Raw genomic sequence first — 22,498 nt, 5'->3', positions numbered from 1 at the left:
GCGCTTTGAATATCCCAAGTCATGTCAGAGTGACGGGGCTAGAGCAGCGTTCGCTGCTTTGCTCGCAATCTCTTCAGCCCGCCAGCACCGCACCGCGTGCCCGTCGGGGCGCGTCTCCAGCACCGGCCCCGGCTCGTGCCGGCACACTGCTTCCGCGTGACGACAGCGCGGGCTGAAGGCGCAGCCGTTGGGTGGATTGAGCGGGTTGGGAAGGTCGCCGCCGGTCGTCGCCAGCGGGGCGTGGTGCAAGGGATCGGGGATCGCGGCGATCAGGGCCTGCGTGTAGGGGTGCGCGGGCCGTTCGAAGATCTCGCGCCAGTGGCCGTTCTCGACGATACGGCCGAGATACATCACGGCGACACGGTCGCTCATGTGCTCGACCACGCCGAGGTCGTGGCTGATCATGATGTAGGAGAGCCCAAGCGTCTCCTTCAATTCCAGCAGCAGATTGATGATCTGGGCGCGGATCGAAACGTCGAGCGCAGAGACCGGCTCGTCGCAGATGACGATCTTGGGATTGAGGATCAGGGCCCGGGCAATGCCGATGCGCTGGCGCTGGCCGCCGGAGAATTCGTGCGGATAGCGGCCCGCCTGTTCAGGCCGCAGGCCGACGTGCCGCAGCATGGCGGCGACGCGGTCCTCGATCTCGCTCTTCGCCGTGACCCCGTGCACCCGCAGGGGATCCTCCAACGTGCGGCGAACCGTTTGGCGGGGATTGAGCGAGGCGTAGGGGTCCTGAAACACCATTTGCACGGTGCGCGCCAACGCCTTGCGGTCGCCGGATTGCCTGGTCTTCACGACCTCCCCGTCCAGCACGATACGGCCGCGCGTCGGCGTCAGCAGGCCAAGGATCGACAAGGCGACCGTCGACTTGCCCGAGCCGGATTCGCCGACGAGGCCGAGGCATTCGCCTCGCTTCAGCTTGAGGTCAACGCCATCCACGGCACGCAACAGCCGCCGGCCGCGGCCCAGCAGGCCGCCGCCCAGTGGGAAATGAACCGCGAGATCCTCGACGCTGACAATGAGATCGTCGTCGGCCCTGCGCTCACCCGGCATGTTTTGCGGCTCATGCATGGTGATGACACCTCACCAGACCGCCCGCCTCCAGCACATCGGTCTCCGGTACGACCGTCCGGCAAATCTCCGTCGCCTGCGTGCAGCGCGGATTGAACCGGCAGCCATCGGGGAAATTCGTGATGGCGGGCACGACGCCCGCGATCTCCCGGAGCCTGGCCCGCCCGAGCGCGGCGCGGCTGCCGAGCCGCGGCAGCGAGGCCACCAGGCCTTGGGTATAGGGATGCGAAGGCGCGCGGAAAATATCGGCCGAACCGCGCTCCTCGACGATGCGGCCGGCATACATCACCGCGACGCGGCGGCAGACATTGGCGACGAGGCCGAGATCGTGGCTGATCATCAGGATCGCCGTTCCGCGCTCGGCGCAGAGATTGCGCATCAGCTCGATGATCTCCGCCTGCACGGTCACGTCGAGCGCGGTGGTCGGCTCGTCGGCGATCAACAGATCCGGGCCGCAGGCCAGCGCGATGGCGATCATCACGCGCTGGCGCATGCCGCCGGACAATTGGTGCGGATAGTCCTTCACCCGCCGCTCCGGCGCGGGCACGCGGACGCTTGCCAGTGCCTCGACCGCCAGCCGGTTGGCTTCCCGCCAGCTCTTGCCCTTGTGCAGCACGAACATCTCGGCGATCTGGCGGCCCACGGGCGAGACCGGGTTCAGCGCCGTCATCGGCTCCTGGAAAATCATCGAGATCCGGTTGCCGCGCAACTCGCGCTGTCTGGCTGCCGAAAGATGCTGGATCTCTTTCCCGTCGAACCGGATCACACCGCCACCGATCGACAGGGGATGCCGCAGCAGGCCGATCAAAGCGAGCGCCGTGATGCTCTTGCCGCAGCCGGATTCGCCGACGAGGCCGAAGGTCTCGCCGCGGTCGATGCGGAACGAGACGCCCTCCGCCGCGGGCATCCTCCTCGATCCGTCATCGAGATCGATACGCAGGTCCTCGACTTCGATCAGCGGCGTGCCGGTCATGTGCGCCGGCTCCGCGATTGCGGATCGAGAATGTCACGCAGGCCGTCACCGAGCAAATTGAGGCCGAGCACCGTCAGGAAGATGGCAAGGCCGGGAAATACCGAGAGCCACGGCGCCGTCGTGATCTGGTCACGGGCGTCCGACAGCATGCTGCCCCAGCTTGGAAAGGGGGGCCGGACGCCGAGGCCTAGGAACGACAATGCGGCTTCGGACAACACCGCGCTGCCCATGCCGAGCGTGCCGATCACGATGAGCGGTCCGAGCATGTTCGGCAGGAGCTGGGTGATCATGATGCGCAGATCGCCATAGCCAAGCACGGTCGCCGCCTGCACATAGCCTTGGCTCCGCAGCGACAGCGCCGAGGCCCGCGCGATCCGGCAGGTGAAGGACCAGTTGGTCAGCCCGAGCGCGATCAACAGGCTGGTCAGGCCGGGGCCGAGCACCGCCATGATGGCCAGCGCGAAGATCAGCGACGGGATCGCGAGCATGAGGTTGGTCAGGGCGTTGACGACATCGTCCCACCAGCCGCCGAAATAGCCGGCGCTGAGCCCCAAGGCCACGCCGATCACGCTGTTGATGAGCTGCGAGATGATGCCGACCGTCAGCGAGACCCGCGCGCCGTACACGACGCGGGAATAGATGTCGCGGCCCTGATCGTCAGTGCCGAACCACCAGGTCCAGCTCGGCGGCTCTTCCGCATTCATCAGGTTGGCGTCCATGACGGGATCGGTGTGCGCGATCCACGGCGCCAGCAGGCCGACCACGATCGCCAGCGCGAACAAGACGCCACCGATGACGAGATTGGCGCGGAGCTTCATGCGTATCTGATCCTGGGATCGATCACGCCGTAGAGCACGTCGATCAGCAGATTGATCGCGAGAAAGGCCAGTACCACCACGAGAATGGAGCCCTGGACAGCCGGAATGTCGCGCTGCAGGACACTGTCGACCAGCAGCGAGCCGATGCCGGGCCAGGAGAACAGTTTCTCGACGACGACCGCCTGCCCCATCAACCCGCCGAATTGCAGGCCGACGGTCGTGAGGATGATGACGAGTGCATTGCGCATCACATGCCACTTCACGACCCTGATTTCGCTCATGCCCTTGGAGCGCGCCGTGCGGACGAAATCAGCCGTCATGATCTCTAGGACCGCGGCCCGCGTCGTCCGGGCAAACAGCGCCATCGGCGAGACGCCGAGGGTGATGGCCGGCAGCAGCAGATATTTCAATCCGCCGTCGCCATAGCCGAAGCTCGGCAGCCAGCCGAGCTTCAACGCGAACAGATACATCAGGACGAGGCCAAGCCAGAATTTGGCGATGGACAGGCCCGACACCGCCACGACCATCGCCACCGTATCGACGATGCCGCCGGGCTTCAGCGCCGCGATGAACCCCAGGGGGACGCCGATCACAATCGCAAACGCCATGGCCGCGAAGATCAGCTGCAGCGTCGGCCATGCCCGCTTGGCGATCATGGTCGTGACTTGTTCCCGCGTCCGGAACGAGGTGCCGAAATCGCCGATCGCGAGCTGGGCGATGTAGGTTCCGAAACGCACATAGACGGGCTGGTCAAGACCGAGCTGCTTCTTCATGCGCAGCTCGACCTGCGGATCGCTGTCGTCGCTCATGGAGGAAACGATGCTGCCGGGAACGACGCTGAACAGCACGAAGACCAGCAACACGACGGCCAGCACGGTCGGGATGGTCTGCAGCAAGCGACGGATCAGGAAGGAGAGCATCGGCACCGTTCCTCTCTCCCTCCATCGTTCGAGGCGATGGAGGGAGCGCGAGAGCGCAGGTCACTTCGCGGGCGAGGTCTCGTCGACCCAGAGGTCTTCGACGTTCTGATGGGTCAGCTCCGTCGCGTTCAGCTGAATCCCCTTGAGCCACGGCTGCACCGCCATGACCGCCTTGTTGTAGTTGAAGAACCAGACCGGGGCCTCTTCATAGAGCAGCGCGTTGGCCTTCTGCAGCAATTGGGTGCGCTTGGCGGGATCGTCGGCCTGCCCGGCTTCGTCGATGATCTTGTCGAAATCGGCGTTCTTGAAGGTCATGTAATTGCACGCCGGCTGCGGCGTCGACGAGTGGAAGCATTTGAGGGCAGCTAGCGGATCCGGGCCGCTCGCCTGGGAATAGATGAAGGCCTGGTAGTCGCCGGTGCGAACCACCTCCGCCAGCACCGCGGTCTCGACCTGCTTGACCTTCGCCTTGATGCCGACCTTGTCCAGCATCGGGATGACGGCCGAGACGATCGGCAGGCCCCAGCTCTCGTTCTGGCTGGTGGTCCATTCGAATTCGAAGCCTTGGGGATAGCCGGCTTCAGTGAGCAGCTGCTTGGCCTTGGCGGGATCGTAGGGGTACGGCTTCATGGCCTTGTCGTAGGCCGGAGCGGTCAGCGGCAGCCAGCTGGTGGCGCGATAGGCTTTGCCCTTGACCAGCTTGTTGATGATCAAATCGGTATCGATCGCGTAGTTGATCGCTTGCCGGACGCGCTTGTCGGCAAACGGCTTGAACGTTGGATTCATGCCCATATAGCGCGTGAAGACCTCGGCGACCTCGACGATGGTGCCCTTGAGGGCGGCATCGGACTGGTAGGCGACATATTGCGCAGGTCCCAGCACCGAGGTGTCGATCTCCTTGTTGCGGAAAGCGACGTCGCGGGCCGCGGCCTCGCCCATGACCGCCACGATGATCTTGTCGGCGTAGGGCTTGCCGGGCTTGTAGAACCGGTCCCACCGCTCCAGCACGATGCGCGATCCCGGCACATGCTCGACGAACTTGAACGGTCCGAGGCCGATCGGCTTCTGGATGAAGCTCTCCTTGGCGCCCTCGTCGGCCGGATAGATCGAGGTCAGCGCCGTGAAGAAATAGAAGCCCGGATCGACCTTCTCGGTCAGCTTCATCTCGATGGTGAAATCGTCGATCTTCTTCAGGCCGGTGATCTCCTTGGCCTGGCCCTTTTCGACCGCGGCCGCGCCCTCGATCACGCGGACATATCGCGCGCCGGGAAACGCCTTGGTGCCGTCCATGATGCGGTTGTAGGACCAGATGATATCGCCGGCCGTCATCTTGCGGCCGTTGTGGAAATAGGCGTCGTCGCGCAGCTTGAAGGTGTGAACGAGGCCGCCGCCGGAGACCACGTCCTCCTTGGCGAGTTCCAGGACCGGTTTGCCTTCCGCGGAATTCCAGATGTAGAGCGAGCGATGCAGCGCTTTGGCGTATATCTCGTCCTGGGCGCGCTGCGTGGTGTGAATGTCGAGGCTGGTGAAGCTCGATCCGTAGGGTGCCGTCATGCGGATGGTTCCGCCCTTGCGCGGCGTCTGGGCCTCCGCCGCGCCGGCGAGCGCCAGGCCCAACCCCGCGACGATCGCAATCATCCTGAACATCATGTGTCCCCCAACAACGCAGGTGCATGTCGATCAGAGATTTGATCATTCGCAGCCCATCGAATGCAAGCTTCGTTTTTGCTGGAGACCAATGTCTGTTCCGGGAGGCCGGCCCTTCGAGAGAACTCCGGAGGGTCAGGTTGCATCCACCCAGCGATGCAAGCCGCTGATTGACGCGGTGCGTCATCGGACGAGCAGCCGATGGCCCCCTTCCCCCCAGCGATTCCGAATTGCTTCGCTGCGTTCGCAATGACGGAGCGTGGAGCGCGCTCCTCGCGCGACGTCTTCAGCCGGACAATTCCGGCTGCCAGTCCCTCAGCTTTCGCGCAGCACCCGTAACATCGGCGATCGTCCGAAACGCCGCGGCCTCCACCATCATCCCGCGCGCGAGCCGCACGGCGCGCGCCTCGCTCTCCGCCCGCTTCTTCGCATCCTCGATCAGCTCGAAGTCGATGTTGTGGGCGAGACCGAAGATGCGGCGGATGATCTTCGCCGCGGCGAAGCCGATGGTGTCAGCGAACAGGCGCTGCATGTAGGATTGCCGCTCGGCCTCCAGCCGCGCGGCGCCCTTCTCGCCGGCGAAGAGCGAGGCGGGATAGGCATCGCCTGCGGCGCCGGCGCGCCAGAGCTCGAGGAACTTACGCGCAAACTCGCTCCACACCGCTTCCACCGTCTTCAGAACCCAGGCCTCGAACGCGGCCCGCTCGCCCGGCGTGCGCTCGTGGCCGGCGGAGGCGAAATAGGCCATCAGGAGGTTGGCGAGCACGGCGCCGACGTCGAACCCCATCGGGCCGTAGAACGCGAATTCGGGATCGATCACCCGCGTCTGGCTCTCCGTGACCATGATCGACCCGGTGTGGAGATCGCCGTGCAGCAGCGCCTCGGGGCTTGCCATGAACTTCAGCTTGAGCCGGGAGATCGCGACGTGCAGCTCCATGTCCTCGCGCAGGCTTGCCGCGTGCGCATCGAGATACGGCGCGGTCCAGCGGTTTTGTTCGGCGATGCGGTACGGATCGGTGAAGATCAGATCCTCGGTGATCTTGCAGAGCGCGTGGTTGCCGGCGAAAGCCGCGATGCCCTCTTTCTTTTCGGCTGCGGACAGCGCGAGGTCGGAGGTGAAGAATAGCGTCCGCGCCATGAACGTGGTGATGTCGCCGACGAAGCCGGGATATTGCGTTCCCGCAACCAGCCCCTTGCGCATGATGATGTGGGGCTCGAGCAGCTCCATCACCGTCAGCGCCAGATTCTCGTTGTGATGCAGCAAAGCCGGCACGAGGCCGGGTGCGAGCTGGGCCTGCTTCGACAGCGCCAGATATTCGTAATGAGCCCGCGACAGCGGCAGCGGCCAGCTTTCGCCGACGAGGCGGACGTAAGGAAGCGCCTGCTTCACGGCGACGCCGCCCCGCGCGCCCTTGACGATGAAGACGAGGTTGAGATTGCCGTCGCCGACCTCGGTGATTGTCCAGCCGGCGGGATCGCCGCCGAGGAGCGCCTCGAGGTCCGGCAGGCCCGCGAGATAGTCCCGCAAGGCCGCCTCATGCAGAATCCGGTAGTCCCCCTGCCCCTGCGCCATGACGATCCCACCCCATTCCTATTTGAGCATGATCTTCTCGGAAAAAGCGCGTCACACCTTTCCGGATCATGCTCTATGGGCCGGACCGTTACTCCCGCTCCAGGAAGCTCGAGCCGATCTCGGCCTTTCTTTTGATGGGATCGTAATCACAATAAACGAGATCCGCCACCAGCGTGTAGCTGGCGCTGACATTGTATTTGTCTGTTTTGACCGAGTTTAGCCCGATCACCGAGGTGCTCTTGCCGCCGTTCCATTTGAACGGCGTCGAGCTCTTGGCCTGCTCGCAGGCCATCACGGCTTCGTTGAAGACATAGCCCTCGACGAACGCCTTCAGCGTTCGCACCTGCACCGCCATCTTCCACTCGACATAGCCGATGGCGCCGAGGCCGGCGACGATCAGCACCAGAAGCGCGATGACGATCCGCTGAAAAGTCATTCGTTCCCCCCGAAACAATATAGATGGAAAAATCTAGAACGGCATGCCCATCAGCTTCGACAGGCGCTCGATCGAGAGATAGCCCGCGTGATAGGCGACCATGGCGATCCCGTAGATGATGGCCGAGATGATCGTGGTCCAGATCAGCTTGCCGCCCATCCGGGTCAGGATCGGCGCACCGGGGTCGGTGCCGGGCGCGCCGACGCCGTCCTCGTGCTGGCTGCGCACGCCGAACGGCAGCGTCACGAACAGCGCGACCCACCAGATGACGAAGTAGATCGCGATCGCGGTTGATATCTGGATCGCCATGGGACGGCCTTACGCCTGCTCGATTTCGACCAGCGCACCGGAAAAGTCCTTCGGGTGCAGGAACAGCACCGGCTTGCCATGGGCGCCGATCTTCGGCACGCCGTCGCCGAGCACCCGCGCGCCCTCCCTCACCAGCGTATCGCGCGAGGCAATGATGTCGACGACCTCGTAGCAGACATGGTGGATGCCGCCGTCCGGGTTGCGCTCGACGAATTTTGCGATCGGCGAGGCCTCGCCAAGCGGCTCGATGAACTCGATCTTGGTGTTGGGGAGCGTGGCGAACACCGTGATGACGCCGTGCTCGGGCAGCGGCACGGCGTCGGAGATCTGCGCGCCGAACGCGGCGCCGTAGATCTTCGCGGCCTTGACGGCATCCTTGGTCGCGATCGCGACATGATTGAGCCGGCCCAGCATGGTTCTCTCCCGTTAGACTGTCAGTACGTGTACCAGACAGGGGGGCTTTTTGCCCCAATGTTCGTTGATGACGGCCCGGACAGCGCGTCGCACCGATTCAGCCAGCGCATCCGCATCGCGACGGCGCGCCTTCGGCAGGCCCTCGACGGTCGAGACCACGGCATCGAAGACGATGTCGTCGAAGGGCTCGCCGGCCCGGTTCTTCTCGGGGATGCCGACCAGATCGACCTCGGGATCGTCGGCGAGCTCGCCCTGCTCGGTCATGGCGATGGCGACGAAGGCGCAGCCGGAAAACGCCATGCGGCGCCGCTCGACCACGGCGCGGGACTTGGAATCCTCCAAAATCGTGCCGTCCTTGTAGAGACGGCCCGACGGGACCTCGCCGACGATACCGGGATCGCCGGGGCCGAGCTTGACGAGGTCGCCGTTGCGGCAGACCAGCACACGTGGCACGCCGGCGGCGCGCGCGAGCTTGGCGTGCTCGTGCAGATGCAGGGCCTCGCCATGGACGGGGATCAGCAGCTGCGGCCGGGTCCAGGCGATCAGGTCGCGCAATTCGTCGCGGCGGGGATGGCCGGAAACGTGGACCAGCGCGTCGCGGTCGGTGATGATCTCGACGCCCTGCAGCACGAGGTTGTTGATGATCGAGCCGACGGCCTTCTCGTTGCCGGGAATGGTGCGCGAGGAGAAGATCACGCTGTCGCCGCGGTTGAGCGTGATCTCGGGATGGTCGTCATTGGCGATGCGCGCGAGCGCGGCGCGCGGCTCGCCCTGGCTGCCGGTGCACAGCGCCAGAACCTTGTCCTGCGGCAGGTGGCCGTAGACCTCGGGCGAGCGGAAATTCTGCACGCCGTCGAGATAGCCGGTCTCGCGCGCGACCTGCACCACGCGCTCCATGGCGCGGCCGACCACGACGACCTCGCGGTCGGCGGCCTTGGCTGCGGCGGCCACGGCCTTGATGCGCGCAACGTTGGAGGCGAACGTGGTCACGGCAACGCGGCCCTTGGCCGATTTGACGAGGTCGATGATGGTGCGGGCGACCTCGGCTTCCGAGGGCGAGCGGCCATCGCGCACCGCATTGGTGGAATCGCCGATCAGGGCGAGCAGCCCCTCGTCGCCGAGCTCGCGCAGCCGCTTCTCGTCGGTCGGACGCCCCAAAGTCGGGGTCGGGTCGATCTTCCAGTCGCCGGTGTGCAGCACCGTGCCGGCCGAGGTGTGGATCGCCAGCGCGTGCGCTTCCGGAATGGAATGCGCGACGGGGATGAACTCGACGTTGAACGGGCCGACGTCGATGCGCCCACCCGACGGCACCAACGTCACCGGGATCTTCGGCGCGTTGCGCTCGGCGGCGCATTTGGCCTCGAACAAGGCGGCGCTGAACTGCGTCGCGTAGATCGGGCATTTCAGCTTCGGCCAGAGATCGATGATGGCGCCGAAATGGTCCTCATGGGCGTGGGTCAGCACGAGGCCCATCAGGTTCTTGCGCTCCTTCTCCAGGAAGGAGATGTCGGGCATGATCAGGTCGATGCCCGGCAGATGTTCCTCGTCGCCAAAGGAGACGCCGAGATCGACCGCCATCCACGCGCGCTGCTGGCGGTTGCCCAGGCCGTAGATCGACAGGTTCATGCCGATCTCGCCGACGCCGCCGAGCGGCGCAAATACCAGTTCCTCGGGCTTCGCCATCACGCAGCTCCCACCGAGCGGACCGGACCGAAGAACACCTCGCCTGCGGCCACTGGCACGCGGCGGCCCTCCGGGGTGCGGACGATCAGGCAGCCGGTGTCATCGATGGTGTCAAAAATACCTTCCAGCGTCATCGTCCCCGTATGAATTGCGACCTTCTCGCCGAGGCCGGCGGCGCGCGCCAGCCACAGCTTGCGTATCTCGGCAAAGCCGCGGCCGTTGTCCCAGATGCCGCGGAACTCGACCCAGGCGTCGGACAGCGCCGCGAACAGCTCTTCCGCGCTGATCTGGATGCCGAGCGCGGCGAGCGACACCGCCGGCGTCGGGGTACCCTCGGGCGCGGCGACGACATTGGTGCCGATGCCGACGACGATGGCAAGGCGATCGCCGATGGCCTCCGCCTCCAGGCCGATGCCAACCAGCTTTTTGCCGTTGGCCAGGACGTCATTGGGCCATTTCAGGGCGTAGCGGGGACGGCCCTCGCCGAGGCGGAGCGCAGCCTCGAGGCTGACCTTCTCGAGCGCGGCTTCTTCGGCGAGACCGGCGGCAAAGCCGATGGTGGCGGCAATTGCCGGCGCCACGTCCAGGACTTCGAGAACGCTGGCGGCGAGATTGCCACGCGGCGCGATCCAGGGACGCTGACGGCGGCCGCGGCCGGCGGTCTGCTCCGACGTGACGAACCACATCGGGCCGCGCTCCCCGGCCCTGGCGCGCTCGATCGCCTCGGTATTGGTCGAGCCGGTCCGCTCGAAAGCTGCGAGCCTGTAGCCCGCCGACAATGCGCGAGGACCGAGCGCGAAAGCCATCCTAAAACAGCGACTTTGCCGCGGCGGAGGCGACGCTCACCACGGGACCTGCGAACAGCGCGAACAGGATGTTGAACAGGCCGAAAACCGCCAGCACCGTCTTCACCTCGACGCGCACCGGATCGACCTGGCCGGCCGGCTCGTCGAAATACATCGTCTTGACGATGGCGAGATAGTAGTAGGCGCCGACCACGCTGGTCAGCACGCCGACGACGGCGAGCGTGAACAAATTCGCCTTGATGGCCGCGACGAACACGTACCATTTGGCGAAGAAGCCGGCCAGCGGCGGAATGCCGGCGAGCGAGAACAGCAGCATCGCGAACATGAAGGCGAGCAGCGGATTGGTTCGCGACAGACCTGCGAAATCGCGGATCTCTTCGACAGCCTGGCCGTTGCGGCGCATGGCGAGGATGATCGAGAACGAGCCCAGCGTCATCGCGACGTAGATCACGATGTACATCAGGACGCCCTGCGCGCCCTCGACCGTGCCCGAAGCGAGGCCGACCAAGGCAAAACCCATGTGGCCGATCGAGGAATAGGCCATCAGGCGCTTGATGTTGGTCTGGCCGATCGCGGCGAAGGAGCCGAGCGCCATCGAGGCGATCGACACGAACACCAGGATCTGCTGCCACTGCGAGACGATGCCCGGGAATGCGGTCAGCGTGACGCGGGTGAACACGGCGAGCGCGGCGACCTTCGGCGCCGAGGCGAAGAAGGCGGTGACCGGGGTCGGCGCGCCCTCGTAGACGTCGGGCGTCCACATGTGGAACGGCACAGCCGAAACCTTGAAGCAGAGGCCGACCAGCAGGAAGACCAAGCCAAACACCAGGCCGACATTCGAGACCGTCGCCGCCGCGGCGATGCCGGTGAAGCTGACCGTGCCGGTGAAGCCGTAGATCAGCGAGGCGCCGTAGAGCAGCATGCCCGAGGACAGCGCGCCGAGGACGAAATACTTCAAGCCGGCTTCGGTGGACTTGGCGTTGTCGCGGTTGGAGGCGGCGACGACGTAGAGCGCCAGCGACATCAGCTCGAGGCCGAGATAGAGCGAGATCAGATCGCCGGCCGAGATCAGCACCATCATGCCGAGCGTCGAGAGCAGCACCAGGATGGAATATTCGAAGATGCGGCGCGACGGGTCGGACAGGAACTCGGTCGACAGCACCAGCGTCACCGCCGAGCCGATCAGGGCCAGGATCTTCATGAAGCGCGCGAAATCGTCGACGATGAAGCTGCCGCCGAAGGTCACCTGCTTGCCCGCGGGCAGCATGTATTCGAGCACGCCGACCACGACCAGGAGCACCACGGCCAGCGAGGTGATCGCGCCGGTCGTCCCCTGCCCGCGATAGGCGCCCAGCATCAGCAGAGCCATGGCGCCGATCGCCAGCACGATCTCGGGCAGCACCGGCGCCAGTTGATAACCTGCAGTCTCAAAGCTCATGGCGATATCCTGACCTGCCCGATCACTGGAGCAGTGCGGCGGCCTTCACGGCCGTCACAGCGGTGTTGTAATTGTTGACGAGTTGCTGGACCGAGGCGGCCGACATGTCGAGCACCGGCTTCGGATAGACGCCGAACAGGATCGTCAGCGCGATCATCGGGAACAGAATCACGCACTCCCGCAAGGTGAGATCCTTCATGCTCGCCAGCGACGGCTTGACCATCGCGCCGAACACGACCTTGCGATAGAGCCACAGCGCATAGGCCGCCGAAAGGATCACGCCGAAGCTGGCGAAGAACGCCGTCGGGATCGAGACCTTGAAGGTGCCGAGCAGCGTCATGAACTCGCCGACGAAGCCGCTCGTGCCGGGCAGACCTACATTGGCCATGGTGAAGACCATGAAGGTCATCGCGTAGAGCGGCATCCGGTTGACGAGGCCGCCATAGGCCGCGATCTCGCGGGTGTGCAGACGGTCGTAGACGACGCCGACGCAGAGGAACAGCGCGCCGGAGACGATGCCGTGCGAGATCATCTGGAACACGCCGCCGGCGACGCCCTGCATGGTGCCGGCGAAGATGCCCATGGTGACGAAGCCCATATGCGCGACCGAGGAGTACGCGATCAGCTTCTTCATGTCCTCCTGCATCAACGCCACCAGCGAGGTGTAGATGATGGCGATGGCCGAGAGCGTGAACACGAACGGCGCGAAATCGTGCGAGGCCAGCGGGAACATCGGCAGCGAGAAGCGCAGGAAGCCGTAGCCGCCCATCTTCAGGAGGATCGCGGCCAGGACCACCGAGCCCGCCGTCGGCGCTTCGACGTGCGCGTCCGGCAGCCAGGTGTGCACCGGCCACATCGGCATCTTCACCGCGAAGGAGGCGAAGAACGCCAGCCAAGCCCAGGTCTGCAACGACCGCGGCACGGCGGTGTGCATCAGGGTCGGGATATCAGTGGTGCCGCCGTTCCAGTACAGCGCCATGATGGCGAGCAGCATCAGGACCGAGCCGAGCAGCGTGTAGAGGAAGAACTTGAACGATGCATAGACCCGGCGCGGGCCGCCCCAGACGCCGATGATCAGGAACATCGGGATCAGGCCGCCTTCGAAGAACAAATAGAACAGCACGAGATCGAGCGCCGAGAAGGTGCCGATCATCAGCGTTTCCAGAATCAGGAACGCCATCATGTATTCGCGGACGCGGATGCTGATCGCCTTCCAGCTCGCGATGATGCAGAACGGCATCACGGCGGTGGTGAGGATCACCAGCGGCAGCGAGATGCCGTCGACGCCCATGTGGTAGGTGATCCCGGTCGCGAGCCAGTTCGCCTTCTCGACGAACTGGAAGTCGGGATTGCTGGGGTCGAAGCGCATGACCAGGATCACCGACACCGCGAAGGTGATCAGCGTGGTCCAGAGCGCGATCCAGCGCGAGTTGCGCTTGGCCGCCTCGTCATCGCCGCGGCTCAAGTAGACGATCAGCGCGCCGACCAGCGGCAGGAACGTGGTGACCGATAGGATGGGCCAGGTCGTCATTTACTGGCCTCCAAAGCCGAACATGAACCAGGTGATCAGGCCGGCGGCACCGATCAGCATGGCGAATGCGTAGTGATAGAGATAACCGGTCTGGATCTTCACGACGTTGCGGGTGACGTCCAGCACGCGGGCCGAGACGCCGTCGGGGCCGAGGCCGTCGATGATGAAGCCGTCGCCCTTCTTCCAGAGCTGATAGCCGATCCACTTCGCCGGACGGACGAAGATGATGTCGTAGAGCTCGTCGAAGTACCATTTGTTGAGCAGGAACTGGTACAGCATCGGCTGCGTGTTCGCGAGCTCGACCGGCAGATAGGGCCGCCGGATGTAGAACAGGTACGAGACGAGGAAGCCCAGCACCATCATCACCGTCGGCAGGAACGCGATGGTCTCGGGGATGTGGTGCATCTCCTCGATGATATGCGGGTTCATCTTCACGGACTCGCGGAAGAATTCCTCGACGCCGTGACCGGCGAACAGCTCCTTGAACGGCAAGCCGGCAACGAACGAGCCGACCGCGAGCACGCCGATCGGGATCAGGATCCAGAGCGGGGCCTCATGCGCGGCCTCGTAGTGATGCTCGTCATGCGGTTCACCGTGGAATGTCTTGAAGATCAGGCGCCAGGAGTAGAACGAGGTCAGGCCGGCGGCGACGATCGTCATCAGGAAGCCGTACACCCCGAACGGATTATGCGAGGCGTAGGCCGCTTCGATGATGGCGTCCTTGGAGAAATAGCCGGCCGTGAGCGGGAAGCCGGTCAGCGCAAGGGTGCCGACCACCATCACCGCATAGGTGTAGGGGATCTTCTTCCAGAGGCCGCCCATGTTGCGGATGTCCTGCTCGTGGTGCATCGCGTAGATCACCGAGCCGGAACCCAGGAAGAGCAGCGCCTTGAAGAAGGCGTGCGTGAACAGATGGAACATGCCGACCGAATAGGCCCCTGCTCCCATCGCCACGAACATGTAGCCGAGCTGCGAACAGGTCGAGTAGGCGACGATGCGCTTGATGTCGTTCTGGACGAGGCCGATGGTCGCGGCGAAGAACGCCGTGGTCGCGCCGAAGAACATCACCACGGCCTGGGCTGTCGGGGCGAGCTCGAACAGCGGCGACAGGCGCGCCACCATGAAGACGCCCGCGGTGACCATGGTCGCGGCGTGGATCAGCGCCGACACAGGGGTCGGGCCTTCCATCGCGTCCGGCAACCAGGTGTGCAGCAGGAACTGCGCCGACTTGCCCATCGCGCCCATGAACAGCAGGAGGCAGGTCAGGGTCAGCGCGTCAACGTGCCAGCCGAGGAAGTCGATGGTCTTGCCGGTGAGGCCGGGCGCGGCATGGAAGATCGTCTCGAAATCGGTCGAGCCGACCAGCATGAAGACCGCGAAGATGCCGAGCGCAAAACCGAAGTCGCCGACGCGGTTGACGACGAAAGCCTTGATCGCCGCGGCATTCGCCGACGGCTTCTGGTACCAGAAGCCGATCAGGAGGTAGCTGGCGAGACCCACGCCTTCCCAGCCGAAGAACAGCTGCACGAGGTTGTCCGCGGTCACCAGCATCAGCATGGCGAAGGTGAACAGGCTGAGATAGCCGAAGAAGCGCGGCCGGTTCGGATCCTCGTCCATGTAGCCGATGGAATAGAGGTGCACGAGCGAGGACACGGTCGTGACCACCACCAGCATCACGGCGGTGAGCGTGTCGACCCGTAGCGTCCACCAGACCTGGAGGTCGCCGGAGAAGATCCAGGGCAGCAGCTGGATGCGGGCGTCGTGGTGCATGAAGCCGACATCGACCAGCGTCATCCATGACAGCGCGGCCGAGACGAACAGCAGCCCGGTGGTGATCAGCTCGGCAGCGCGCGAGCCGGCCGCGGCCGGCTCGGCCGGGCCGTGGCCGTGGCCGTGGCCGTCATGGCCGTGATCGTCGTGTCCGTGTGAATCATGGGCGGCCGAAGCGTGCGCATCGCCGTGACCATGGTCGCCATGATGATCGAGCTCGTCGCCCGAGGGGTTGCGGGCATGCGCGCCGGCCAGGGCGATGAGCCCTGCCAGAATGGCGCCCAGCAGAGGCAGGAAAACGATTGCCTGAACCATTTGAGAGCTCAGCCCTTCATCAGATTGACGTCCTCAACCGCGATCGAGCCGCGGTTGCGGAAATAGACCACCAGGATGGCGAGACCGATCGCGGCTTCAGCGGCTGCGACGGTGAGCACCAGCAGCGCGAAGACCTGGCCGACGATGTCGCCGAGGAAGGTCGAGAATGCCACGAGGTTGATGTTGACCGAGAGCAGGATCAGCTCGATCGACATCAGGATGACGATGATGTTCTTGCGGTTCAGGAAGATGCCTAGGATCCCGAGCGTGAACAGGATCGCGCCGACCGCCAGGTAATGTCCGAGCCCGATCGTCATTTTACCCACTCCGCCGCATCGGCATCCGAGAGCCCCTGCCCCGGCGCCACCTTGCGCATCGCCATCGCCATCTCGGGCGTGCGCGCGTTCTGAACGTTGATGTCCTGCCGCTTCACGCTCGCCTTGTGGCGCAGCGTCAGCACGATGGCGCCGATCATGGCGACCAGCAGCACCATGCCCGAAAGCTGGAAGTAGTGGATGTACTTCGTATAGAGGACCAAGCCCAGCGCCTCGGTGTTGGAGACGTTGGTCGGGATCGGCGCCGTAATGGTCTTGCTCAGGGTCGGGTTGATGATCCAGGCACCGACGGTCAGCAGCAATTCGAACAGGAAGATGCCGCCGATCACGAGGCCCACCGGCAGATACTGGATGAAACCTTCGCGCAGCTCGACGAAATCCACGTCGAGCATCATGATCACGAACAGGAACAGCACTGCGACCGCGCCGACATAGACGACGATCAGCATCATGCCGAGGAACTCGGCGCCCATCAGCACGAACAGGCCCGATGCGTTGACGAAGGCCAGGATCAGGTACAGCACGGAGTGCACGGGATTGCGCGAGACAATCACCATCACCGCCGAGGCGACGCAGACGCCGGCGAAGAGATAGAAGAACAGCGCGGGAAGGATCATGCCCTCACCTCACCGGTACGGCGCGTCGAGTTCGATCGCTTTCGCGATCTCGCGTTCCCAGCGGTCGCCGTTGGCGAGCAGCTTGGCCTTGTCATAGAACAGTTCCTCGCGGGTCTCGGTCGCGAACTCGAAGTTCGGGCCTTCGACGATGGCGTCCACAGGACATGCCTCCTGGCAGAGGCCGCAATAGATGCACTTCACCATGTCGATGTCGTAGCGCACGGTGCGGCGGGTGCCGTCGTTGCGGCGCGGGCCGGCCTCGATGGTGATGGCCTGCGCCGGGCAGATCGCCTCGCACAGCTTGCAGGCGATGCAGCGCTCTTCGCCGTTCGGATAGCGGCGCAGCGCATGCTCGCCGCGGAAGCGCGGCGAGATCGGGCCTTTCTCGAACGGATAGTTCAGTGTCGGCTTCGGCTGGAAGAAATAGCGCATGGCGAGGAAGAACGCCGAGACGAATTCCGACAGCAGAAGCGAGCGTGCAGTGGCGTTGACGTTGATACCCATGACGGCCCTCACTTCGGCGCGATGCCGGCGAACTGCAACACGCCCGCCACTATGACCACCATCGCCAGCGACAGCGGCAGGAACACCTTCCAGCCGAGGCGCATCAGTTGGTCGTAGCGGTAGCGCGGCACGATCGCCTTTGCCATCGCGAACAGGAAGAACATGAAGAACAGTTTCAGCGAGAACCAGATGATGCCCGGCACCCAGTTGAAGGGCGGCAGATCCACCGGCGGCAGCCAGCCCCCGAGGAACAGGATCGTCGCCATCGCGCACATCGTGACGATCGCGACGTATTCGCCGAGCATGAACAGCAGATACGGGGTCGAGCCGTATTCGACCATGAAGCCGGCGACCAGCTCGGATTCCGCTTCGACGAGGTCGAAAGGCGGACGGTTGGTTTCCGCCAGCGCCGAGACGTAGAACACCACGAACATCGGGAACAGCGGCCAGACGTACCAGTTCAGGATGGTGAGCTGCGGCAGCCCGATCAGGCTGGCAAGGCCGCGGACGTGCTGGGCCTCGACGACGGCCGACAGGTTCAGCGTGCCGGCGCAGAGCAGCACCGTGATGATGACGAAGCCGATCGAGACTTCGTAGGACACCATCTGCGCCGCCGAGCGCAGCGCGGCCAGGAACGGATACTTCGAGTTCGACGACCAGCCGGCCATGATGATGCCGTAGATCGACAGCGACGAGATCGCGAAGATGAAGAGGATGCCGACATTGATGTCGGAGATCACCCAGCCGAGATTGGTCGGGATCACCGCCCAGGCCGCGAGCGCCAGCACGCACGACACCAGCGGCGCCAGCAGGAAGACGCCCTTGTTGGCGCCGGCCGGGATGATCGGCTCCTTCAGCACGAACTTCAGAAGGTCGGCGAAGGACTGGAACAGGCCCCAGGGGCCGACCACGTTCGGGCCGCGCCGGATCTGCACCGCCGCCCAGATCTTGCGGTCGGCCAGCAGGATGTAGGCGATCGCCACCAGAAGGACGACGAGCACCAAGACGCTCTCCGCGATCATGATGATCAGCGGCCAGAGGAAACCGGTCCAGAATGCGCTTTCGAAGAATTCCATCAGATCACGCTCACTCCGCTGCGGTCAGCATGTGCCCGGAGGCGAGGCGCGAGCATTCCGCCATCACGGCGGACGCACGCGCGATTGGGTTGGTCAAATAGAAGTCCTCGACCAGCGGCTTGAACGGCGCCTTCTCCGGCGAGCCGCCCTTCCCCGCCAGCTTCTTGATCTGGTCGGCCGAGCCGGCCTCGATCTGGTCGAGACGGATCAAATGCGGCACGGCCTTGAAGATCGCCTGGCGCAGCTGCGCCAGCGAGTCGTAGCCGAGCTTCTTGCCGAGCGCCTCGGACAGCGCGCGGACGATCGCCCAGTCCTCGCGGGCTTCGCCCGGCGGGAACGCGGCGCGGCCCGTCATCTGCACGCGACCTTCGGTGTTGACGTAGATCGCGGACTTCTCGGTGTAGGCGGCCGCCGGCAGGATCACGTCGGCGCGGTGCGCGCCGCGGTCACCATGGGTGCCGATATAGACGACGAAGGTGCCATCCGGCGCGTTGATCTCGTCGGCCCCCAGCAGGAACAAGAGGTCGAGCGTGCCGAACGTCGTCATCTGCGCGGCATTGAGGCCGCCGCCCGTTGCGGAGAAGCCGATGTCGAGCGCACCGACGCGGGAGGCGCTCTCGTGCAGCACGCCAAAGCCGTTCCAGCCGTCCTTGAGCGCGCCGACATCGAGCGCGAGCTTGGCGCTAGCTGCGAGGATGGCCGCGCCGTCGTGACGGGCGGCCGCGCCCGCGCCGACCAGGATGATCGGATTCTTGGCGTTCTTCAGCACGTCCATGAAGGAGTGCTTGCCGGCCGCGAGCTCACCGAGCGTCTCGGTGCCCGCGCCGAGGTGATCGTAATCGTAGGTCAGATCGGGCTTGGCACCGATCACGCCGACCTTGAAGCCGCCGGCGCGCCAGCGCTTGCGGATGCGGGCGTTGAACACGGCCGCTTCTTTCCGCGGGTTCGCGCCGATGATGAGCAGCGCATCCGCCTGCTCGACGCCCGCCAGCGTTGGGTTGAAGATGTAGGAGCCGCGGCCGAGCGCGGGGTCGAAGGCGTCGCCGCCCTGCACCGCCAGATTGCCAGAACCGAACTTGGCAAGCAGATCCTTCAGCGCGAACATTTCCTCGACACCGGCGAGATCGCCGGCGATCGCACCGATGCGCTTGCCGTCGGTGCGCGCCGCCTTGGCGGCGATCGCGGCAAAGGCCTCCGTCCAGCTCGCCGCGCGCAGCTTGCCGGCCTCACGGACATAGGGCCGGTCGAGCCGCTGGGTGCGCAGGCCGTCGACGACGTGGCGGGTCTTGTCCGAGATCCATTCCTCGTTCACGGCCTCGTTGATGCGCGGCAGCACGCGCATCACCTCACGGCCGCGGGTGTCGACGCGGATCGCCGAGCCCACGCCGTCCATGACGTCGATCGACTGCGTCTTGCCGAGCTCCCAGGGGCGTGCCGCGAAAGCATAGGGCTTCGAGGTCAGCGCGCCGACCGGGCAGATGTCGACGAGATTGCCCTGCAATTCCGAGGTCAGCGCGTGCTCGAGATAGGTCGTGATCTCCATGTCCTCGCCGCGCCCCGTGGCGCCCATCTCCGGGGCGCCTGCGACTTCCGCCGAGAAGCGGACGCAGCGCGTGCACTGGATGCAGCGGTTCATCGAGGTCTTGACCAGCGCGCCGAGATATTTGTCCTCGACGGCGCGCTTGTTCTCGGCGAAGCGGCTGGTGTCGACACCATAGCCCATCGCCTGGTCCTGCAGATCGCACTCACCGCCCTGGTCGCAGATCGGGCAGTCCAGCGGATGGTTGATCAGAAGGAATTCCATCACGCCTTCGCGTGCCTTCTTCACCATCGGCGAACGCGTGGAGATTTCCGGCGGCTCGCCCTTGGGGCCCGGACGGCAGTCGCGCACGCCCCAGGCGCAGCTCGCGACCGGCTTCGGGCCGCCCTTCACCTCGACGAGGCACATCCGGCAATTGCCGGCGATCGACAGCCGCTCGTGATAGCAGAAGCGCGGAATCTCGGCGCCGGCCGCCTCGCACGCCTGAAGCAGCGTGTATTCGGCGGGGACATCGATCTCTTTGCCGTCGATGATGAGCTTGGTCATGTCTCTTACTCCGCCGCGACCATGTTCACGGGATCGCGGACGCCGATATCGTCAATGTCGGCCCTGTGCGAATAATGGTCGATGCGCGCTTCGATCTCGTGACGGAAATGCGCGATCAGGCCCTGGATCGGCCATGCGGCTGCGTCGCCGAGCGCGCAGATGGTGTGGCCTTCGACCTGTTTGGTGACTTCGAGCAGCATGTCGATCTCGCGCTTGTGGGCGCGGCCCTCGGCCATGCGGGTGAGCACGCGCCACATCCAGCCCGTGCCCTCGCGGCACGGCGTGCACTGGCCGCAGCTCTCATGCTTGTAGAAATAGGAGATACGGGCGATGGCGCGGATCAGGTCGGTCGACTTGTCCATCACGATCACGGCCGCAGTGCCGAGACCCGAGCGCAGCTTGCTCAAGGAGTCGAAATCCATGGGCGTGTCGATGATCTGCTCGGCCGGCACCATGCGCACCGACGAGCCGCCGGGGATCACGGCCTTGAGATTGTCCCAGCCGCCGCGGATGCCGCCGCAATGCTTGTCGATCAGCTCGCGGAACGGGATGCCCATGGCCTCTTCGACGTTGCAGGGCCGCTCGACATGGCCGGAGATGCAGAACAGCTTGGTGCCGACATTGTTCGGACGGCCGATGCCGGCGAACCAGGCGGCGCCACGGCGCAGGATGTCGGGCGCAACCGCGATGGACTCGACGTTGTTGACGGTGGTCGGGCAGCCGAACAGGCCGACATTGGCCGGGAACGGCGGCTTCAGCCGCGGCTGGCCCTTCTTGCCTTCGAGGCTTTCGAGCAGCGCGGTTTCCTCGCCGCAGATATAGGCGCCGGCGCCGTGCGCCACGTAGATGTCGAACGGCCAGCCGTTGACGTTGTCCTTGCCGACCAGCTTGGCCTCATAGGCCTGGTCGATCGCGGCCTGCAGATGCTCGCGCTCCCGGATGAACTCGCCGCGGACATAGATGTAGCAGGCATGCGCGTTCATCGCGCAGCTCGCGATCAGGCAGCCTTCGATCAGGAGATGCGGATCGTGCCGCATGATCTCGCGATCCTTGCAGGTGCCGGGCTCGGATTCGTCGGCATTGACGACGAGATAGCTCGGACGGCCGTCGGTCGATTCCTTCGGCATGAAGGACCATTTCAGACCGGTCGGGAAGCCGGCGCCGCCGCGGCCGCGCAGGCCCGACGCCTTCATCTCGTTGATGATCCAGTCGCGGCCCTTGTCGATGATGTTCTTCGTGCCATCCCAGGCACCGCGGCGCCGCGCACCCTCGAGCCCCCAGTCGTGGAGGCCGTAGAGGTTCTTGAAGATGCGGTCCTTGTCCTCGAGCATATCAGTGCTTTCCGATCAACGAATGGTCTGCTTGTAGGCAAGTCCGGCGGCGCAGACGGCAAAGGTCAGCGCCCAGAGCAGACTGGATTCCAGCGACGCGTTCAGGCTGAAACGCTGCAGCAGGAAAATGAAGGCGGCCGCAACCGCCGCATGCATCGCGATGAAGCCCCACTTCTTCACGGCACCGCTCCCCTGCATGGCCTGCGACGAGAGATCACGCATCAGGTGATCTCCTTCAGCGTGGTCGGCCCGGTGATCGGCGCCGAGAACTGGCGGCCGTTCTGCGGACCGGGCTTGGGCGGATTGCCCGAAGCGAAGCCGTCGAGCACCTTGCCGAAGCTTTCCTTGGTCAGGTCCTCATAGGTGTCCTTGCCGATCAGCACCATCGGCGCGTTCACGCAGGCGCCCAGGCACTCCACCTCTTCCCAGCTGAAATTGCCGTCCTTGGACAGATGGAAGGGCTCGTGATGGATGCGGTGCTCGCAGACGTGGATCAGATCCTCGGCGCCGCGCAGCCGGCACGGCGTGGTGCCGCAGACCTGGACGTGCGCCTTCTTGCCGACCGGGGCGAGCTGGAACATCGTGTAGAAGGTCGCAACCTCCAGCACGCGGATATAGGGCATGTCGAGCATGTCGGCGATGACGCGGATCGCGGCTTCCGAGACCCAGCCGTCGTGCTGCTCCTGCGCACGCCAGAGAATGGCGATGACCGCGGAGGCCTGACGTCCCGCCGGATATTTCGCGATCTGCTGCTTGGCGAACGCGAGGTTCTCCTCCGTGAACGCGAAGCTCGCGGGCTGGACTTCCTTCGGTGCTAATCGACGAACGGACATCTCTTCAAT

Annotated in this window: 22 protein-coding genes; all 22 read right to left on the bottom strand. The window is 64.8% G+C overall.

Features of this window, described 5'->3' with window-relative positions:
* Positions 1-24: 24 nt before the first annotated feature.
* Complete coding sequence (locus AC0WRY_RS15835; protein ID WP_491123351.1) at positions 25-1,074, bottom strand: ABC transporter ATP-binding protein; 1,050 nt, start codon at positions 1,072-1,074, stop codon at positions 25-27.
* The gene (locus AC0WRY_RS15830; RefSeq protein ID WP_194407858.1) at positions 1,067-2,047 is read right to left on the bottom strand and encodes an ABC transporter ATP-binding protein; all 981 of its coding nucleotides are present in this window, start codon (positions 2,045-2,047) and stop codon (positions 1,067-1,069) included. Before AC0WRY_RS15830 ends, AC0WRY_RS15835 begins: the two co-directional genes overlap by 8 nt.
* On the bottom strand, positions 2,044-2,865 hold the full coding sequence (locus tag AC0WRY_RS15825; RefSeq protein ID WP_194407857.1) for an ABC transporter permease: 822 nt from the start codon (positions 2,863-2,865) through the stop codon (positions 2,044-2,046). Before AC0WRY_RS15825 ends, AC0WRY_RS15830 begins: the two co-directional genes overlap by 4 nt.
* A complete protein-coding gene (locus tag AC0WRY_RS15820; RefSeq protein WP_194408284.1) occupies positions 2,862-3,785 on the bottom strand; it encodes an ABC transporter permease in 924 nt (307 codons plus the stop codon). The genes AC0WRY_RS15825 and AC0WRY_RS15820 overlap by 4 nt, the downstream gene beginning before the upstream one ends.
* A 60-nt stretch (positions 3,786-3,845) precedes the next feature.
* Positions 3,846-5,435, bottom strand: a complete 1,590-nt coding sequence (locus AC0WRY_RS15815) for an ABC transporter substrate-binding protein (RefSeq protein ID WP_491123350.1) — start codon at positions 5,433-5,435, stop codon at positions 3,846-3,848.
* Between the two features lie 283 nt (positions 5,436-5,718).
* Entirely contained in the window at positions 5,719-7,005 is a 1,287-nt protein-coding gene (gene mtnK, locus AC0WRY_RS15810; protein WP_491123349.1) for an S-methyl-5-thioribose kinase, read from the bottom strand.
* Between the two features lie 88 nt (positions 7,006-7,093).
* Positions 7,094-7,441, bottom strand: coding sequence for a hypothetical protein (locus tag AC0WRY_RS15805; protein WP_194407854.1), 348 nt, complete (start codon positions 7,439-7,441; stop codon positions 7,094-7,096).
* Between the two features lie 33 nt (positions 7,442-7,474).
* The gene (locus AC0WRY_RS15800) at positions 7,475-7,750 is read right to left on the bottom strand and encodes a DUF1467 family protein (protein ID WP_194407853.1); all 276 of its coding nucleotides are present in this window, start codon (positions 7,748-7,750) and stop codon (positions 7,475-7,477) included.
* Positions 7,751-7,759: 9 nt separating this feature from the next.
* Complete coding sequence (gene mce / locus AC0WRY_RS15795; RefSeq protein ID WP_491123348.1) at positions 7,760-8,164, bottom strand: methylmalonyl-CoA epimerase; 405 nt, start codon at positions 8,162-8,164, stop codon at positions 7,760-7,762.
* Between the two features lie 12 nt (positions 8,165-8,176).
* A complete protein-coding gene (locus tag AC0WRY_RS15790) occupies positions 8,177-9,847 on the bottom strand; it encodes a ribonuclease J (protein ID WP_491123347.1) in 1,671 nt (556 codons plus the stop codon).
* On the bottom strand, positions 9,847-10,653 hold the full coding sequence (locus AC0WRY_RS15785) for a biotin--[acetyl-CoA-carboxylase] ligase (RefSeq protein ID WP_491123346.1): 807 nt from the start codon (positions 10,651-10,653) through the stop codon (positions 9,847-9,849). The genes AC0WRY_RS15790 and AC0WRY_RS15785 overlap by 1 nt, the downstream gene beginning before the upstream one ends.
* A gap of 1 nt (position 10,654) precedes the next feature.
* On the bottom strand, positions 10,655-12,091 hold the full coding sequence (gene nuoN, locus AC0WRY_RS15780) for an NADH-quinone oxidoreductase subunit NuoN (protein WP_194407850.1): 1,437 nt from the start codon (positions 12,089-12,091) through the stop codon (positions 10,655-10,657).
* Between the two features lie 22 nt (positions 12,092-12,113).
* Complete coding sequence (locus tag AC0WRY_RS15775; RefSeq protein ID WP_194407849.1) at positions 12,114-13,622, bottom strand: NADH-quinone oxidoreductase subunit M; 1,509 nt, start codon at positions 13,620-13,622, stop codon at positions 12,114-12,116.
* Positions 13,623-15,707, bottom strand: a complete 2,085-nt coding sequence (gene nuoL, locus AC0WRY_RS15770) for an NADH-quinone oxidoreductase subunit L (RefSeq protein ID WP_194407848.1) — start codon at positions 15,705-15,707, stop codon at positions 13,623-13,625.
* A gap of 8 nt (positions 15,708-15,715) precedes the next feature.
* Positions 15,716-16,024, bottom strand: coding sequence for an NADH-quinone oxidoreductase subunit NuoK (gene nuoK / locus AC0WRY_RS15765; RefSeq protein ID WP_008547737.1), 309 nt, complete (start codon positions 16,022-16,024; stop codon positions 15,716-15,718).
* A complete protein-coding gene (locus AC0WRY_RS15760; protein WP_194407847.1) occupies positions 16,021-16,659 on the bottom strand; it encodes an NADH-quinone oxidoreductase subunit J in 639 nt (212 codons plus the stop codon). The genes nuoK and AC0WRY_RS15760 overlap by 4 nt, the downstream gene beginning before the upstream one ends.
* A 9-nt stretch (positions 16,660-16,668) precedes the next feature.
* A complete protein-coding gene (gene nuoI, locus AC0WRY_RS15755) occupies positions 16,669-17,163 on the bottom strand; it encodes an NADH-quinone oxidoreductase subunit NuoI (protein WP_014494864.1) in 495 nt (164 codons plus the stop codon).
* An 8-nt stretch (positions 17,164-17,171) separates the two neighbouring features.
* The gene (nuoH, locus tag AC0WRY_RS15750; RefSeq protein ID WP_194407846.1) at positions 17,172-18,239 is read right to left on the bottom strand and encodes an NADH-quinone oxidoreductase subunit NuoH; all 1,068 of its coding nucleotides are present in this window, start codon (positions 18,237-18,239) and stop codon (positions 17,172-17,174) included.
* A gap of 10 nt (positions 18,240-18,249) precedes the next feature.
* The gene (gene nuoG, locus AC0WRY_RS15745) at positions 18,250-20,325 is read right to left on the bottom strand and encodes an NADH-quinone oxidoreductase subunit NuoG (RefSeq protein ID WP_194407845.1); all 2,076 of its coding nucleotides are present in this window, start codon (positions 20,323-20,325) and stop codon (positions 18,250-18,252) included.
* A 5-nt stretch (positions 20,326-20,330) separates the two neighbouring features.
* On the bottom strand, positions 20,331-21,656 hold the full coding sequence (gene nuoF / locus AC0WRY_RS15740) for an NADH-quinone oxidoreductase subunit NuoF (RefSeq protein WP_491123345.1): 1,326 nt from the start codon (positions 21,654-21,656) through the stop codon (positions 20,331-20,333).
* A gap of 15 nt (positions 21,657-21,671) precedes the next feature.
* Positions 21,672-21,878: a hypothetical protein gene (locus tag AC0WRY_RS15735; RefSeq protein ID WP_194407844.1), complete on the bottom strand. Its 207-nt coding sequence runs from the start codon at positions 21,876-21,878 to the stop codon at positions 21,672-21,674.
* Positions 21,878-22,489: an NADH-quinone oxidoreductase subunit NuoE gene (gene nuoE / locus AC0WRY_RS15730; protein WP_011087680.1), complete on the bottom strand. Its 612-nt coding sequence runs from the start codon at positions 22,487-22,489 to the stop codon at positions 21,878-21,880. The genes AC0WRY_RS15735 and nuoE overlap by 1 nt, the downstream gene beginning before the upstream one ends.
* Positions 22,490-22,498: the final 9 nt, after the last annotated feature.

This window comes from Bradyrhizobium sp. T-12 (assembly GCF_058314695.1).
Note: the sequence above shows the minus strand (reverse complement) of the source record. Positions and strands in the feature narration are given on the sequence as shown.

Excerpts from the sequence above, each read along its gene's own strand:
- AC0WRY_RS15835 (WP_491123351.1), bottom strand. The coding sequence starts at position 1,074 with ATGCATGAGCCGCAAAACATGCCGGGTGAGCGCAGGGCCGACGACGAT.
- AC0WRY_RS15830 (WP_194407858.1), bottom strand. The coding sequence starts at position 2,047 with ATGACCGGCACGCCGCTGATCGAAGTCGAGGACCTGCGTATCGATCTC.
- AC0WRY_RS15825 (WP_194407857.1), bottom strand. The coding sequence starts at position 2,865 with ATGAAGCTCCGCGCCAATCTCGTCATCGGTGGCGTCTTGTTCGCGCTG.
- AC0WRY_RS15820 (WP_194408284.1), bottom strand. The coding sequence starts at position 3,785 with ATGCTCTCCTTCCTGATCCGTCGCTTGCTGCAGACCATCCCGACCGTG.
- AC0WRY_RS15815 (WP_491123350.1), bottom strand. The coding sequence starts at position 5,435 with ATGATGTTCAGGATGATTGCGATCGTCGCGGGGTTGGGCCTGGCGCTC.
- mtnK (WP_491123349.1), bottom strand. The coding sequence starts at position 7,005 with ATGGCGCAGGGGCAGGGGGACTACCGGATTCTGCATGAGGCGGCCTTG.
- AC0WRY_RS15805 (WP_194407854.1), bottom strand. The coding sequence starts at position 7,441 with ATGACTTTTCAGCGGATCGTCATCGCGCTTCTGGTGCTGATCGTCGCC.
- AC0WRY_RS15800 (WP_194407853.1), bottom strand. The coding sequence starts at position 7,750 with ATGGCGATCCAGATATCAACCGCGATCGCGATCTACTTCGTCATCTGG.
- mce (WP_491123348.1), bottom strand. The coding sequence starts at position 8,164 with ATGCTGGGCCGGCTCAATCATGTCGCGATCGCGACCAAGGATGCCGTC.
- AC0WRY_RS15790 (WP_491123347.1), bottom strand. The coding sequence starts at position 9,847 with ATGGCGAAGCCCGAGGAACTGGTATTTGCGCCGCTCGGCGGCGTCGGC.
- AC0WRY_RS15785 (WP_491123346.1), bottom strand. The coding sequence starts at position 10,653 with ATGGCTTTCGCGCTCGGTCCTCGCGCATTGTCGGCGGGCTACAGGCTC.
- nuoN (WP_194407850.1), bottom strand. The coding sequence starts at position 12,091 with ATGAGCTTTGAGACTGCAGGTTATCAACTGGCGCCGGTGCTGCCCGAG.
- AC0WRY_RS15775 (WP_194407849.1), bottom strand. The coding sequence starts at position 13,622 with ATGACGACCTGGCCCATCCTATCGGTCACCACGTTCCTGCCGCTGGTC.
- nuoL (WP_194407848.1), bottom strand. The coding sequence starts at position 15,707 with ATGGTTCAGGCAATCGTTTTCCTGCCTCTGCTGGGCGCCATTCTGGCA.
- nuoK (WP_008547737.1), bottom strand. The coding sequence starts at position 16,024 with ATGACGATCGGGCTCGGACATTACCTGGCGGTCGGCGCGATCCTGTTC.
- AC0WRY_RS15760 (WP_194407847.1), bottom strand. The coding sequence starts at position 16,659 with ATGATCCTTCCCGCGCTGTTCTTCTATCTCTTCGCCGGCGTCTGCGTC.
- nuoI (WP_014494864.1), bottom strand. The coding sequence starts at position 17,163 with ATGGGTATCAACGTCAACGCCACTGCACGCTCGCTTCTGCTGTCGGAA.
- nuoH (WP_194407846.1), bottom strand. The coding sequence starts at position 18,239 with ATGGAATTCTTCGAAAGCGCATTCTGGACCGGTTTCCTCTGGCCGCTG.
- nuoG (WP_194407845.1), bottom strand. The coding sequence starts at position 20,325 with ATGACCAAGCTCATCATCGACGGCAAAGAGATCGATGTCCCCGCCGAA.
- nuoF (WP_491123345.1), bottom strand. The coding sequence starts at position 21,656 with ATGCTCGAGGACAAGGACCGCATCTTCAAGAACCTCTACGGCCTCCAC.
- AC0WRY_RS15735 (WP_194407844.1), bottom strand. The coding sequence starts at position 21,878 with ATGCGTGATCTCTCGTCGCAGGCCATGCAGGGGAGCGGTGCCGTGAAG.
- nuoE (WP_011087680.1), bottom strand. The coding sequence starts at position 22,489 with ATGTCCGTTCGTCGATTAGCACCGAAGGAAGTCCAGCCCGCGAGCTTC.